We start from the raw sequence: 14,353 nt of genomic DNA, 5'->3' as shown, positions 1-14,353 counted from the left end.
AGACGATAAGTTCTAATGTGGTGAGAGGGAAGGTCAAGACCGGGGCATCCCGTGTTTTGGCTTTCCTTTTACCATGTATATAGGGGAAATTAACGATGTACGGAGGTGAAAGCAGTGGCAGATAAACGTGATTATTATGAGGTTCTGGGCCTCGGAAGAGATGCTTCAGAAGACGAAGTGAAGAAGGCTTACCGCAAGCTTGCGCGCCAATACCATCCCGATGTGAATAAGGCCAGTGATGCTGAGGCTAAGTTCAAAGAGGTTAAAGAAGCCTACGATGTCCTGAGTGACGGGCAACAACGGGCGCGGTATGACCAATACGGGCATATTGACCCTAATCAGGGAATGGGCGGCGGCTTTGGCGGCGGTGGCGGAGATTTCGGCGGTCTTGGTGATATCTTCGATATGTTCTTCGGCGGCGGCGGTGGACGGCGTGATCCGAATGCACCACAGCGCGGCGGCGACTTGCAGTATACGATGACCATTGAGTTCAAGGAAGCGGTGTTCGGCAAAGAGACCGATATTACCATTCCGCGCACGGAGACCTGCGATACCTGCTTTGGCTCCGGAGCCAAGCCCGGTACGAAGCCTGAGACCTGTTCCGTCTGCCATGGCAGCGGGCAGCAGGAATTCGTACAGAATACACCGCTTGGACAGATGCGTAACCGCCGTCCCTGCTCCCATTGCAGCGGCACAGGCAAAATCATTAAAGAAAAATGCACCACCTGCGCAGGCCAGGGTAAGGTGAAGAGACAGCGCAAGATCCATGTGCGTATCCCTGCCGGTGTCGATGACGGCGCACAGCTGCGCATGACCGGTGAAGGCGAAGGCGGCACACGCGGCGGCCCGGCCGGAGATCTGTACATTGTAATCCGTGTGAAGAATCATGATTTCTTCGAGCGCGAGAACAACGATATTATGTGCGAGGTTCCCTTGACGTTCGCTCAGGCTGCGCTTGGTGACGAGATTGAGATCCCAACGCTGACCGAGAAGGTGAAGCTCAAGATCCCGGCAGGCACCCAGACCGGCACCTTCTTCCGCCTCAAAGGCAAAGGGGTTCCGCACCTTCGCGGCAACGGCGTCGGTGATCAGCATGTCCGCGTTATCGTCGTTACGCCTAGCAAGCTCAGCGATGAGCAGAAGGACCTGCTCCGCCAGTTCGCCTCCCACAACGGAGAGAACACGCATGAGCAGGAGCAGTCTTTCTTCGACCGCGTGAAGCGGGCGTTCCGGGGAGACTGAACTTTTAGGTAATGTGAAATATGAATGGAAGAGCTTGTAAAATAACGCCCCATCTCCATTAGTGGAGGCGGGGCGCTGTTTTTTGTTGGTTGTTAATTGTATTAATGATTCTATTGTATTTGCAACAACAGAAAGCTTCTAAAATTCACCAAAAAGAGAATCTGTTGTATATCATACAGTAAAAATTCTCCGAATGTGCATTTTCAAGCGGAAATCAAAGAATCAAATGTATAAAATACAACAGAATATCTATTAGGATGAATTAAAGGGGAATCTAATGTAGTAAATGCAATCAGAGGTAGTGTACGGTTATGTCAGCAGCGTCTGTTCAAGTGCTCAAACGGTTCTTAACCAAACAAATAAAGGCTGTCCCGAGTAGTCAAGTAATGACTACTGGGACAGCCTCTTAAGTTTAGTCTACTACTGAATCAAACCGCTCTTGCTCAGCAATTCATAGAGTGCAGCGGCTGCTGTCTCACGGGTTGCCGGAGCTGTTGGATTGAAGGCAATTCCTGATTCGCTGGCGAAGACGCCGGCTTTGGTCAGGGCTAGCAGACTGTCCTTGGCGTAAGGGGCTACCTTAGCGCTGTCGGAGTAAGTTGTGAACGAAGGATTAGCAACAGCCTTCAGCTCAGTGCCTGTCAGTTTCACTGCTCTGTCCAGAATGACAGCGAGCTCTTGGCGGGTTACTTTTTGCGTAGGTGCAAACTTGCCGCCTCCGATACCCAGAATCAGACCGGCCTTGGAAGCTGCGGCGACATCCTTAGCGTACCAGTCCGTTGATTTCACATCGGAGAAGGTTACGCTGGCATCGGTACGCAGACCCAGTGCACGGGTCAAGAGGGCTGTGAACTCGGCGCGGGTCAGGTTGCTCTGCGGTGCAAAAGTAGTTGCCGAAGTTCCTTGGATAATCAGCTTGTCAGCCAGTGTCTGGATGGCAACAGCTGATTTGGAATTAGCGATGTCTGTGAAGGCTGCTGCCGGTTTGCTGACTGCTGCATACACGGAGAAGCCTGGACGGCTTACGGTCACAAGGGTTGTTCCATCGGCTTGTGGTGTGAAGACCGAAGCAACCGGAGTCACCAATCCGTCTTTTTCAAACAGCACACCAGCAGTCTTCGATTCAATCTTGCCTGGTACAGTGAAGGTGCGCTTGATGAACACGTTGGTTGGAACATTCAAGTAAGTGCTGCCTGTAGCTGTAGTCCATGAAGCTTCATAAGATACCGGGGTTCCAATGATCTTGGCACCCGGAGTACCTGCAATCAGCTTGCCGGCTGCATCCGGCTCTTGCTTGATTACTAGCTTCAAGCTCTGGCCCGCAGGGGAAGCCGCAAGTAAGGATACAGGCAGAGATACAGCAGATCCGGCAATATTTACAATAACGGTGCTGCCTGCTGGCATACCTGCGAGTAATTTCAACTGCTCTGCGGTCAGGCTCAGTTCAGCAGACTTATCAGCGATACTGCTGACGGAGATGACAACGGCTGTCTTGGCAGCAGCTGCTTTGGCCAGAGCGGCCTTCAGATCGCTGTCGCTGACGGTTACTGTCGTTACACCATCCTTCGATGCAGTTAGAGGTGTTACCGTTACCTGTTGAACCCCTTCTTCAACAAGGGACTTCACAGGAGCTGGAACTACTACAGGTGTTGGCGTTACTACTGTGCCGCCACCTCCACCACCGCCGCCACCATTGTTTCCACTGCCAGAGACAGTAATAAAGCGGAATGAGGTGTAGGTGCTGTAGTAAGAATCCTTATTATAATCAATTTTGATCGGAGTCTTGGTGTTATCTTTGGCTTTGATTCCAAGAATCTCAAGCTTGTAGACCCCATCGGTCAGGCTGGCAACTGCCGGGTTGCCGCTAGCATCCAGGATTGGATCACCATTATGGTCATATGGGTGATAGGTGGATGATATCACCGTACTATAGTTGCCAGGCTCGAAGAACTTATCCGGCGCACCGGTCGTGGATACTTGGAAAGAGCCCTTCTTGATATCATCAAGCCCAATCAGATTAACTTCATAGTAGTTAATATCTTCAGCCTTCAATTTGTAGTTCAATACTGCACTTGAATTAGTGTAGACAATCGGTTGGCTCAGTGCAGCTTCCTGAATGCCTGTGCCCCAATCAGGTTGTCCGGTTGTCTTATCTACATTGATTGCAAAAGGCAAGTGAAGTGTTGGCTGCCCGTCTGCTTTCAGTACGATATTACCTTGCAGCATTTGTGGCTCAGTATCAGCAGCAACGGTGACCTTCAGGTTGAACGTGGAGGCACCTTTCGCGGCTGCAGTTACCGATGATTTGTCGAGAGCCGCAGATACCTTAGGATCACCATAGTTCCATTCTACGGAAGCGGAATAGGTGAGCGTGCTATCACTCATATTCTTCAATTGCAGGACTTTCGTAGCTTCAGAACCTGGAAGTAATGTGCCAAAGCTTGTGGATGGATTGTAGTTGATTACGTTCTGAGGCACAAAGTTCTTGTCCAGAATGGAGATAGGTTCAACCGCCTGCAGCAGTGCGGGAGTGTTAATTGCATCTTCTACATTGGCGCGTCCTGGACCTTGACGATAAAGATCTTGTGGTTGGCCGTTAACCTTTAGACCTACTGCGGTATTGGCTAGTGCCGCACGGATATCGAATGGTGTATAGTCCGGATGGGCTTGTTTAATAAGCAAAGACAAACCTGCAACATGAGGTGTAGCCATGCTGGTGCCGCTAATACGGTTGTATGCTTTGGAATAATCTGTTTTCGGATGACCTTTGCCATAAGCTGGCCATGTAGACAAGACTCCGTCACCAGGAGCAACAATGTCCGGCTTGATGCTTAGATTACCATCAAAGTTCGGTCCTAACGATGAGAAATTACTCATTGTATCACCAGTTGTCATTTCATGTTTATATTCTGAACCAAAGGTGAAATATGTTGGATTATCACCATTTGCCAGAATTGCTCTGGCTAACTTGCGTCCCTTGGAGCCTTCGATGTCAAATGTAGGTATACTTTGGTAACTATTACCTAGATTCACGCCAATGAAACCATTACGATCTTTGTAGTCTTCGTCTAGAATAGCTTGAAACTCATCGTCCACTTCCTCGGCATTTCCGTTGAAAATTACGATTGCTCTAGCTTTACGCTCTTTGGCATTCGCAATTTTATCTGCAAAGCCCAGTTCACCACGTGATACCAATACGATGGAACCGCTGATGTCTTCAGCAGGGTAATCTTCTTTCGCTCCAAGATCAGCGTACACAACACGTACTGGTTTAGTACCAATGATAGTGGCAAAATCATCATTTGCCAGCTCATACGCCATCATATGGAATGGAAAGTAGGTATCGTAAGTAACAGAAGTTACTGAGTTTGCAATTTCCGCCTTGAATTCGCCGGAGTAAGCGTCAATAGGGCTGGTCACTGAACCTACTGAAATGGCCAATTGGGAAGCAGCTGGAGAACCCATTGAGAAATATTGGCCATTTTCCCCGTTATTCCCATTTGCAATGACAGCAGTCACTCCAGAGAGAACCGCATTATTAATCGCAATGGAATCCGGAGAGTTGACATCCTTCTCGGAATCGGAGCCGAGCGACAGGTTGATGACATCCATTTTGTCCTTCACCGCACGTTCAATCCCATCAATGACTTGAGCGGAAGATCCGGAGGAGGTGTCCGGTTTATCAATATTGCGCCCCAATACTTTGTAGACATACAAGTCAGCCCCGGGAGCGACACCCTTCTGAGCCACATCACCCTTAGCTGCATACTGACCGATGATCGTGCCGGCTACATGCGTACCGTGGTAAGTTCCCGCATAGCCAACACCATATTCTTTATCTTCCCCCGGAGTCAGCGGTACTTCTTCATAGGGATCATTGTCCTGATAGAAGGAGTCATATCCGCCCTTATAAGCCGCAGCAATATCCGGATGCGTGTAGTCAACACCGGTGTCGATTACACCGACTTTCAGTCCGGTCCCGTCGAAACCGTGGTCGGCTGCCCAATCGGCATGAATCTGCTTCAGGGGAGCATTGTCGTTTCTGTAAGTCACTTCGGTTACTGTCTGATCAGGGAGAGCATACCAGGTGCTGTTCGGATAAATGGAAGACACGCCGGAGATCTTCGCCAGCTCAGGGATTTTGTTAGCCGGAACGGTGACTTCAAAGCCGTTCAGAATTGTGTCGTACTTGTAATTGACGGTGAGGTCAATCTTCTTGGCTTCAGCCTTATCAAGTACTTCTTCCTGCTGTCTATTTACCGCAGCTTCAGTCGCTGTATTGGCGAGCGCTGTAATTCCTTGTCTGGCAGCATATTTGCCGACGGCAGCAGGCTGGCCGCTGAGTTGAACGATAACCCGGACAAGATTTGAGGAGTTGGTGTTAATCTGTGGAGAAATATAAGGCTGATTCGCTGGAATCAAGGCTGGAAGATGATTGCCTGATACGGGGGTCTTCAAGCTGCTGGCGGCGAATGCCGCGCCTGGAATCATACTTGCAGCCACACCCAATGATAAAGTTAGTAATGATAGTTTACGAGGTAATTTTGTCCACTCCAAATGTAATCCCCTCCACAATATGATGTTGGTTCTGGCTTACATCTCTCCTGCTACAGACAGTAGGCGGATTCTCCTTTTCTATTAATCCGGTTTATTTCCGTCAAGATTACTAGGAAAAATATTAAGAAGATTTTACCACTGGTTATTTGTAAAATCCACACAAAATTTATAGAGTTTTGAGAATGTTTTCGTTTTATGTGGAATGTTAGTTGACACAAATAAGCTTTTAAAACTACTAATGAAATTAAAAAAGACAAAAAAATACAAAAAAACAGATGAAAAAACAAATTTCGTCATAAATACTTACATGGTTGCCCGGCGAAAAATAGGGCTGGAAATTTAGAAGTGTGGCTTCAGAATTATGAAATCTGTAGAAAACAGAGGGTGGAAGTCTGAATATTCTCTGGAGCCACAGCAAACCAAAATGTATAAATTCCTGTCCGGAAATCCAAAATACCCAAGTAAGCTTGAACGCTGAATACCAGGCAGAAAGCAGGGAATTCCGATGTCTGAAAAAAGTATACTGGCCTACTTCAAAACCCCGGAAGAAGCGGAAGGGGTCTCGCGTAAGCTGCAGGCACTGCGCGCAGAGGAGATTTCGATTGAACGGTTCAGCAGGTTTGGGGGGAGCGGGCAGGAGCCGGGAGTGAATCCGGTTACCGGCAATTTGGCAAGCATGGATTCGATGACAGCAGTCAGTGACCATACGGGTATCTTAGCTGCGGCGCATACGAGCGGGAGCGGAATGAGCCACGGCGGGGATGGCGGACCGACAGGCAGAAATATTCTGCTGACGGTTATTGTCGATGCGTCTGTCCATGGTCAGGCGATGTCGCTGATTGAGGAAGCCGGCGGAATGATTTGAAGCTGAAGAATCAGATAATACATTGGAGGCTGATGGCAAGCTATGGACAGAGAGAACTCGAAAATCTTTTCCAAAACCGATAAAATGAAAATGCTCTATGAGGCGAAGGCCGAGGATGTTGAATTCTCAGCGGCTGAAGCAGATCAGGATGATATAGAGGCCATGGACCGTTCCCGGGAGGCGGACAAGCGGCAGCTGGGAGAGATCATGAAGAAGGAATAATTCAGTAAAGTCAAGAAGAGATGAACAGGCGAATTGTTGCTATCGATACCCTGCGTAAGTGGGGTATTTTTGTGTTGTGGCGTGTATAATGGAGTGATATGCGAAGCCGGGAGGATACATAAGTGGATACAGTGATAATGTGGGTGGGGCTGGCGCTGCTGGTGGCACTCTTAACCTTTCTGAACCAGAAACAGGTCTATTCCTCCAAAGTGAAACAAGCTTACCGGGGGTTACGAATGCTCGCTGATAAGGTCCAATCAGAGCAGTCGGAGGCGGCAGATCTTGGACGCTGGGAAGCTTCCATTGCCGAAATGGAAAAGCACCCCAATGAATTCAACAAGCTGGACAAGGAGATCGGCCTGCGCCAGGTCTTCGCCTTGTATCTGGAGCGGCATTATCCGCAGGATACGAGACTTCCAGAGCTGCGAGAAGCGGCTGCTTACCGGAAGGACAGCGTATGGGGGATTAAGATAGGAAATTAAAAAAAACATATCATCCAAAAAGCCTGAACAGCCGTTAATAGGAGTATATAGAAATAAGAGAATATCGTCCGCATATCAGTTAAAAATTGAGATGTATAGGGAGCAGTCAACATGGAAAATCTAGCAGACCAGACAGTTACAGACGAACTGGTTGTCAAAGCTTTGGAAAAGAATCTCGCCATGATCCGGTTTGACCTGGACCGTCGTGTCGCCTATGTCAATGAGCTCTTTGCCCAGTCAGTGAAATACAAAACGGAGGATATGTACGGCATGCAGCACAGCCAGCTGTGCTTCCCTTCATTCGTGAACAGTCCGGATTATGAGTTGTTCTGGCAGAATTTAATGGCTGGCCGGAGCTTCCAGGACAAAATTGAACGGATGGACGCAGAGGGAAATTCGGTCTGGCTGGAAGCTACATATATGCCGGTGTTCGATGAGACAGATACCCATGTCATCGGCGTATCCAAGGTGGCCACCAACATTACGGAGAGACAGAATAACATGAGCCATGTCGTGGAGCTGATGCAGGGAATGGCGGATAGCCTTAATCAGCGTGCGGACAAAGGAATTGAGCGGAGTCAGGAGCTGCTGCTGAGTATTGACAGGATTGCCGAGGTGTCGAGCGAGAATACCGAAACCCTGCTAAGTCTGCAAAAGCAGGCGGCTGCGATCCGCGGCGTAGTGCAGACCATCCGTGATATTGCTTCCCAGACCCATCTGCTTGCCCTGAACGCAGCTATTGAGGCTGCACATGCCGGAGAATTCGGCCGGGGATTCGATGTGGTGGCCAAAGAGGTAAGAAAGCTGTCCGCGATAGTGCAGGATCAGATTACCGAAGTCCGGGACAGTGTCCAGGCCATTACAGAAGAGGTCGGGAGAATATCCATTGGACTGAACCAGGTGCAGGATAATGTGCAGCTCAGTCAGCAGCAGATTCAAGTGGCTCTGAATGAGTTCACGCTGATCGCAAGCTCTGCGCAGGAGCTGGACAACCAGGCACGCGAGGTTATGAACATTATCTAAGATGTGCTTACTCTGAAGTTGAGCATTTATTCCGTATAATCTATCGTAAGCAGTATGTAGCCTGTGTACACCAGGTGGACATGCTGCTTTTTTATTACATAGAGCTGGATATGCTGCAGAAATGAACCTTTTACCGCCCGGATTTGTTATAAGAAGCAGAACGAACAAGAAGGGAGGCCATGCTTAAGTGGATAACAAGGAATTATTCCAGACCTACAACAAGGAGGTATACCGCACCTGCTATTATATGGTGCATGATGCTGCCGATGCTGAGGATCTGTGTCAGGAGGTATTCATCACTCTCTTCCGCAGCGAGTGGCAAGGCATTGAATATCTGAAGGCCTGGATTATGAAGATCACCGTCAACACCTGCCTGAATCATCTGAAGCGCAGGAACAGCCTGCAGCAGAAGCTGAAGGCGCATCTCCATATGTTCAGGGAGAATCCGCAGCCGCTGGTAGACAAGCTGGTGGAGCAGAAGGAAACGAAGCTGGAATGGGCGGGATACATGTCCCGGCTCCCGGCGAAGATCAGGGTGGTGCTGACTCTGCGGTATATGCATGATTTCAGTCTGGAGGACATCCGCCGGATGCTGGACATCCCGCTGGGGACCGTGAAGTCCAGACAGCACAAGGGACTGCGTATGATGAAGAGGATTCTCGAAGAAGCGGGCGTTCAGCCCATAGCGAAGGAGGACGAAGAATATGGACAGAACCGAAGCGCAGTTAAAGCGTCGCTTAAATGAGGATCAGGAGCTGAATTACCCTGATTTCGAGCAAATGTGGGGCCGGATGGAGCAGGCCGGATATGCTTCCTCCAAGGGCGGCAGCCGTGCAGGAGCAAATAGCCCGGTCCGCCATCGTAACTGGCGTAAGATCACTGTCGCAGCCTCCTTCAGCGTAGTGCTGATGGCTGTTCCCGTGTATGCCGCTGTGCAATATGACTGGGGGGATCTGCTTAACCATAGAAGTGGTGTACAGGCTGCGATATCCCAGAATCTGGGTCAGCAGCTGGGCCAAACGATCACCAAGGATGGAGTAACCCTGACGCTGCATACGGCGCTCTCGGATGAGAACCGCACAGTGATTCTGTACAGCCTGGATGTCGGTGGAGACAAGGGCAACGGAATATGGGATGTGAACGGAATGTCCCTTAAGGATGCCAAAGGAAACGGTAATGACATGGAATCCAGCTACCAGCAGTGGGACGAGAAAACCAAGCGGTACAACGGCTATTTCGAGACAGACTGGAGTCCGGCCCAGGAGACAGTCAAAGTAAGCCTTAGCGCAACAGGAATTCAGTCCTACTCCCAACAGGAGGTGGACCTGAAGCTGGATACGGACTCACCGGAGCGGCAGAGCTTCCCGGTCAACCGGGATGGACTGGAGTCCTTTGGCGTGCAGCCCTTTAAGGAAGGGAATGAGCGTCTGATGTTGTCCACAGACACTATTTTTTCTGATCCTGAAGCGAGAAGGCTGGCGTCCCCGCAAATTATGGCGTACCGGGATGGGCAGCTTGTTAAGAAATCTCAGGGAAGCGTAATGGGCAAACCGGGAGATAACGGAGAATATACTTCCCTTGAGTACTACAAGCCTGCTGATGTGCCGAAGGATGAAACCACGTATAAACTCAGTTACACCAAGCTTGAACGCAATATTGATGGTCCGTGGACGTTCGATTTCGAGCTGAGCAAGAAGCAAATGGCTGGTGCGACGATGAAGACAGCCCTGAATCTGCCACTGGAGGCCGGAGACTCGTTGAACATGATTGAGCAGATGGTGGTAACACCGACGCAGATCCGAGTGGCTGTGCGGAGTAATACGGAGCCGTTCCCTGATTTGCCGTATGTTAATTATACTCTTGAGGTGAATGGTCAGCAGCTGGATGGCGGATTATGGTATACAGGCTCTGAGGACCGTAAGCTGATGACACTGCGCTTCGAGCGGCCGGTAAATCTTGAGATTACCAAAGACACACCAATGACGCTTGTGGGGAAATATAAAGTTACCGTGCATGAGGATGACAAGGCGCCGCTTGAATTAAAGAACATCTCTGGCGAGAAGCAGACACTAATCCGGCAAACCGGCGGGTATCCGGTGCAGTGGACCTATTATATGCAGGGGGCAGACCTCTATGTGGAGACGAAGAGTGATGATCCGAATTTTGGCGGTGTGAATCAGACCTACATCGGTAAAGGCAAAGACCGGCTCATCAGCAGCATTGTAACCACTAAGTTCAGAGGAGACGGAAATAACCATAGTATTAATAAGTACAAGGATTTCAAGGGAAAAGAAGCTTCAATATATATGTTCTATTACACAACAAATGCACCGGACAAAGAGACACGGGTACAGCTGCAAGGACAATAGTAACATTATTTTACGGGAAGAACCTTGTGTTCTTCTCTTTTTTTCGTATACAGTTAATAGATACGGCTTATGTATAGCCGAAGGATCATACGGCAGAGGAGAGAGGCACGGTGGATGTAAAGCGCTGCGATTGGGTGAACACGGACCCGGTATACATAGCTTATCATGATGAAGAGTGGGGCAAGCCGCTGGTTGATGACCTGAAGCTGTTCGAGCTGCTGATGCTGGAGGGGATGCAGGCCGGGCTGAGCTGGTATACGGTTCTGAAGAAGCGGGAGGGCTTCCGCGAGGCTTTTGACGGCTTTGATCCGGAGAAGATCGTGCTGTATGGGGAGGACAAAGTCGAAGAGCTGATGCAAAATGCGGGAATTGTCCGCAACCGTCTGAAGATTAAGGGCGTGATTACCAATGCACAGGTGTATCAGCAGATCTGCCGCGAGGAAGAGGGCGGCTTTGCCGGTTATTTGTGGAGCTTCGTCGGCGGGACGCCGGTGGTGAATCACTGGAAGAACAGAGCCGAGGTTCCCGCGACGACCCCTCAGTCCGATCAGATGAGCAAGGCGCTCAAGCGCAAGGGGATGAAGTTCGTCGGCTCGACGATCTGTTACGCTTTTATGCAGGCGTCCGGGATGGTGGATGACCATGCGCTGGATTGTTTTTGCCGGACTCCCCCTGCTGCTATAGAGAGTTGAACGGCAGTTTGGCGCTGAACGGGTAAGAAATGCTATACTAGCTAAGATACGTTTGGAGGGAGATTATGCTCGCAAAACTTAAGTCTATGCTTCCGAAGTAAGTTTGTTCGAAGCAGAATCGAGAGAAGTAACGCTTACAAACTAAGTGTATGCTTTCGAAGCGAGTTTTGCGCGAAGAAAAGTCGGGTGCAGTAATGCTCGCAAAACTTTTAGGAGGATTCATTACCATGCTATGGCACGAATTGACGGTACATACAACGGAGGAAGCACAGGAGATGATCTCCAATCTGCTGGTTGAGGCCGGAGCGGGCGGAGTCTCTATTGAAGAATCCGGGACGCTGAATAAAACCCGGGATACACGTTACGGTGAATTATACGATGAACCGCTCAATGACATCCCTGAAGGGGAAGCGGTTATTAAAGGATATTATGCGGAATCGGTGGACATGGACGCGGTTGTGGCCGAGGTGGCTCCAAGGGTGGAAGAGCTGAGAGAGTTCGGCATCGACCCCGGGCTGGCACAGATCTCCTGGAAGACAGTGGATGAGGATGATTGGGCTCATGCCTGGAAGCAGTACTTCAAGCCACTGCGCGTCTCCCGGCGGCTGACCATTAAGCCGACATGGGAAGAATATACCCCGGCCTCTGCCGATGAGAAAATCATTGAGATTGACCCCGGTATGGCCTTCGGAACCGGGACGCATCCGACAACGGCGCTGTGCCTTCGCGCCCTTGAGAAGCATATTGTCAGCGGTGACGAGGTCATCGATGTAGGTACGGGCTCCGGCATCCTTTCTGTCGGAGCAATGCTGCTCGGTGCAGCCTCCGTCCTGGCGCTGGATCTGGACCCGGTCGCCGTGGAGAGTGCCCGCGAGAATGTGGCGCTGAACCGGCTGGAGTCAGCGGTCACCGTGAAGGAGAGTGACCTGCTCTCGCTGCTGGGCGGTGAGGGGGCGGCGGATACCGTAGCTGGAGAAATGTGGCCTTCAGCCCGGTCAAGCAATACGGCTAACCAAGAGGCCGTTCCTGTTGGTGCCCCGGCGGCAGACGGGCTGGGAGTGACTCTGCCGGTCCGGGTGGTCGTGGCGAATATTCTGGCCGAGATCATTGTGCTGTTCACGGACGATGTCTACCGTGCGCTTCAGCCGGAGGGGATCTATATTACCTCGGGGATTTATAAGGATAAGGAAGGGCTGGTCGCGGAAGCACTGAAGTCTTCCGGTTTCGAGATTTTAGAAGTAACCCGCGAAGAAGATTGGGTGGCGTTCACAGCCGGAAAGAGGTAGACATGGGTTCCCTGGATCAATTTTTAGTATATCCTTTACAGCAGCTTCCGTTTTTTCTGATTACGATTGTTATTGCGTTTACGGTGCATGAATTCGCCCACGCTTATTTTGCCAATAAATTTGGGGACCCTACAGCGCGCCTGCTGGGCCGTATGACCTTGAATCCGGCGGTGCACTTTGATCTCTTCGGTATCATTCTGCTGCTGATTGCGGGCTTCGGCTGGGCGCGTCCGGTTCCCGTGAACCGGGATAACTTCCGCCGTCCCCGCCTGATGGGTGTCATCGTCTCGGCCGCCGGGCCAGTCAGCAATCTGCTGCTGGGTATTCTGGGTGCGCTGATCTATGCGATTCTGCTGGGAACAGGGACAATGGATTCGATTAAGAACGACCAGGTGCTTCAGGCACTATACTGGTTCTTCGGGATGTTCATCCACTTCAACTTCTTCCTCTTCGTGTTCAACCTGATTCCGCTGCCGCCGCTGGACGGTTACCGGATCGTAGAAGATATCGCACCGCGTCCGATCCGGGGAAGACTTCAGCAGTATGAGCAGTATACGGTTTTCCTTTTTCTGCTGATTATCTTTATTCCGGGTCTGCGCGCCTATACGATAGAACCGCTTAGCTACTGGGCTAGCAGGACCGGCAATGATTTCGTCCGGCTGTTCCTGGGCATGTTCGGGGTCTGAGCAGAGCAGTATGGACAGGGACTGTTCAGTGCATGGCAAACGTTGTAGAATATAATGTGATTATTAAGTAGATGAATGATACGTGTGAAGCGGCGGCCGGGACCTGATTTGACGGGGACTACGCCGCTTTTACGCTGAATAACGGACAGGATGAGGATGAGAGATGCAGCGTTATTTCGTAACTCCGGCACAGTTCGGACAAGACAAGGTTAGCATTGACGGTGAAGACGCCCGCCATATTGCCAAGGTCATGCGCGGCAAGGCCGGGGATAAGCTGATCGTCAGCGACGGCGTGTCCCGTGAAGCACTGGCTGAGATCGCTGAAATTGAGATCGGCCTGGTCACCGTGAGCATACTGGAGCCTCTGGCCATGACTCATGAGCCGCGCATCCAGATTACCGTCGCCCAGAGCCTGCCCAAAGGGGACAAGCTGGAGACAGTCATTCAGAAATGCACGGAGATCGGGGCTGTAGCCTTCATGCCGTTCCTCTCAGAGCGGACCATCGTGCAGTACGATGAGCGCAAGGAGAGTAAGCGGGTAGAGCGCTGGCGCAAAATCTGCAAGGAGGCTGCTGAACAGGCGCACCGGAATATTGTTCCGCAGGTGCATTCACCGCTTAGCTGGAAGCAGCTGCTCCAGAGCTTCAGCGGCTATGATGCCGTCTATTTCTGCTATGAGAAGGAAGAGGGTCTCCAGCTTCGCAGCGCAGCCGCGCCATGGCTGGCATCGCTTCCGCAGGAGGCTGCGGCCAAGGTGCTGATCGTTGTAGGGCCAGAGGGCGGCTTCAGTATGGAGGAATGCCGGCTGGCTGAGGAGGCCGGAGCAGTCTCTGTCGGGCTGGGGCCGCGTATTCTGCGCTGTGAAACCGCAGGTATGGTTGCCGCCGCCTGCATTTTATATGAATCCGGAGAAATGGGAGGAGCTTAAA

12 protein-coding genes are annotated in these 14,353 nt (G+C 50.8%); 11 read left to right on the top strand and 1 reads right to left on the bottom strand.

Going from position 1 to position 14,353, the window contains the following annotated elements; translation table 11 throughout:
- Window positions 1–114 precede the first annotated feature (114 nt).
- The gene (dnaJ, locus tag NYE24_RS11865; protein ID WP_036690440.1) at window positions 115–1,242 is read left to right on the top strand and encodes a molecular chaperone DnaJ; all 1,128 of its coding nucleotides are present in this window, start codon (window positions 115–117) and stop codon (window positions 1,240–1,242) included.
- A 420-nt stretch (window positions 1,243–1,662) separates the two neighbouring features.
- Here dnaJ and NYE24_RS11860 read toward each other — a convergent pair whose 3' ends face one another.
- Window positions 1,663–5,745, bottom strand: a complete 4,083-nt coding sequence (locus NYE24_RS11860; protein WP_342479231.1) for a S8 family serine peptidase — start codon at window positions 5,743–5,745, stop codon at window positions 1,663–1,665.
- A gap of 559 nt (window positions 5,746–6,304) precedes the next feature.
- Here NYE24_RS11860 and NYE24_RS11855 point away from each other — a divergent pair.
- From NYE24_RS11855 to NYE24_RS11810, 10 genes are all read left to right on the top strand, one after another.
- The gene (locus tag NYE24_RS11855) at window positions 6,305–6,664 is read left to right on the top strand and encodes a hypothetical protein (protein ID WP_342478733.1); all 360 of its coding nucleotides are present in this window, start codon (window positions 6,305–6,307) and stop codon (window positions 6,662–6,664) included.
- Window positions 6,665–6,706: 42 nt separating this feature from the next.
- Complete coding sequence (locus NYE24_RS11850) at window positions 6,707–6,886, top strand: YfhD family protein (protein WP_076154204.1); 180 nt, start codon at window positions 6,707–6,709, stop codon at window positions 6,884–6,886.
- Window positions 6,887–7,008: 122 nt separating this feature from the next.
- On the top strand, window positions 7,009–7,368 hold the full coding sequence (locus NYE24_RS11845) for a hypothetical protein (protein WP_036700525.1): 360 nt from the start codon (window positions 7,009–7,011) through the stop codon (window positions 7,366–7,368).
- 111 nt (window positions 7,369–7,479) lie between these two features.
- Window positions 7,480–8,391 (top strand): methyl-accepting chemotaxis protein, encoded by a 912-nt coding sequence (locus tag NYE24_RS11840; protein WP_342478732.1) that lies wholly within the window; start codon window positions 7,480–7,482, stop codon window positions 8,389–8,391.
- Between the two features lie 187 nt (window positions 8,392–8,578).
- Window positions 8,579–9,136, top strand: coding sequence for an RNA polymerase sigma factor (locus tag NYE24_RS11835; RefSeq protein WP_036700529.1), 558 nt, complete (start codon window positions 8,579–8,581; stop codon window positions 9,134–9,136).
- A complete protein-coding gene (locus NYE24_RS11830; protein ID WP_342478731.1) occupies window positions 9,096–10,760 on the top strand; it encodes a DUF4179 domain-containing protein in 1,665 nt (554 codons plus the stop codon). Before NYE24_RS11835 ends, NYE24_RS11830 begins: the two co-directional genes overlap by 41 nt.
- A 110-nt stretch (window positions 10,761–10,870) precedes the next feature.
- Complete coding sequence (locus tag NYE24_RS11825; RefSeq protein WP_342478730.1) at window positions 10,871–11,452, top strand: DNA-3-methyladenine glycosylase I; 582 nt, start codon at window positions 10,871–10,873, stop codon at window positions 11,450–11,452.
- Window positions 11,453–11,679: 227 nt separating this feature from the next.
- Window positions 11,680–12,738, top strand: coding sequence for a 50S ribosomal protein L11 methyltransferase (gene prmA / locus NYE24_RS11820; protein ID WP_036700536.1), 1,059 nt, complete (start codon window positions 11,680–11,682; stop codon window positions 12,736–12,738).
- A 2-nt stretch (window positions 12,739–12,740) separates the two neighbouring features.
- Window positions 12,741–13,424, top strand: a complete 684-nt coding sequence (locus NYE24_RS11815; RefSeq protein ID WP_036700539.1) for a site-2 protease family protein — start codon at window positions 12,741–12,743, stop codon at window positions 13,422–13,424.
- 163 nt (window positions 13,425–13,587) lie between these two features.
- Window positions 13,588–14,352: an RsmE family RNA methyltransferase gene (locus tag NYE24_RS11810; protein WP_036700541.1), complete on the top strand. Its 765-nt coding sequence runs from the start codon at window positions 13,588–13,590 to the stop codon at window positions 14,350–14,352.
- Window position 14,353: the final 1 nt, after the last annotated feature.

This window comes from Paenibacillus sp. FSL H7-0350 (genome assembly GCF_038593195.1).
In the GTDB taxonomy this organism is placed as follows: domain Bacteria; phylum Bacillota; class Bacilli; order Paenibacillales; family Paenibacillaceae; genus Paenibacillus_AQ.
Note: the sequence above shows the minus strand (reverse complement) of the source record. Positions and strands in the feature narration are given on the sequence as shown.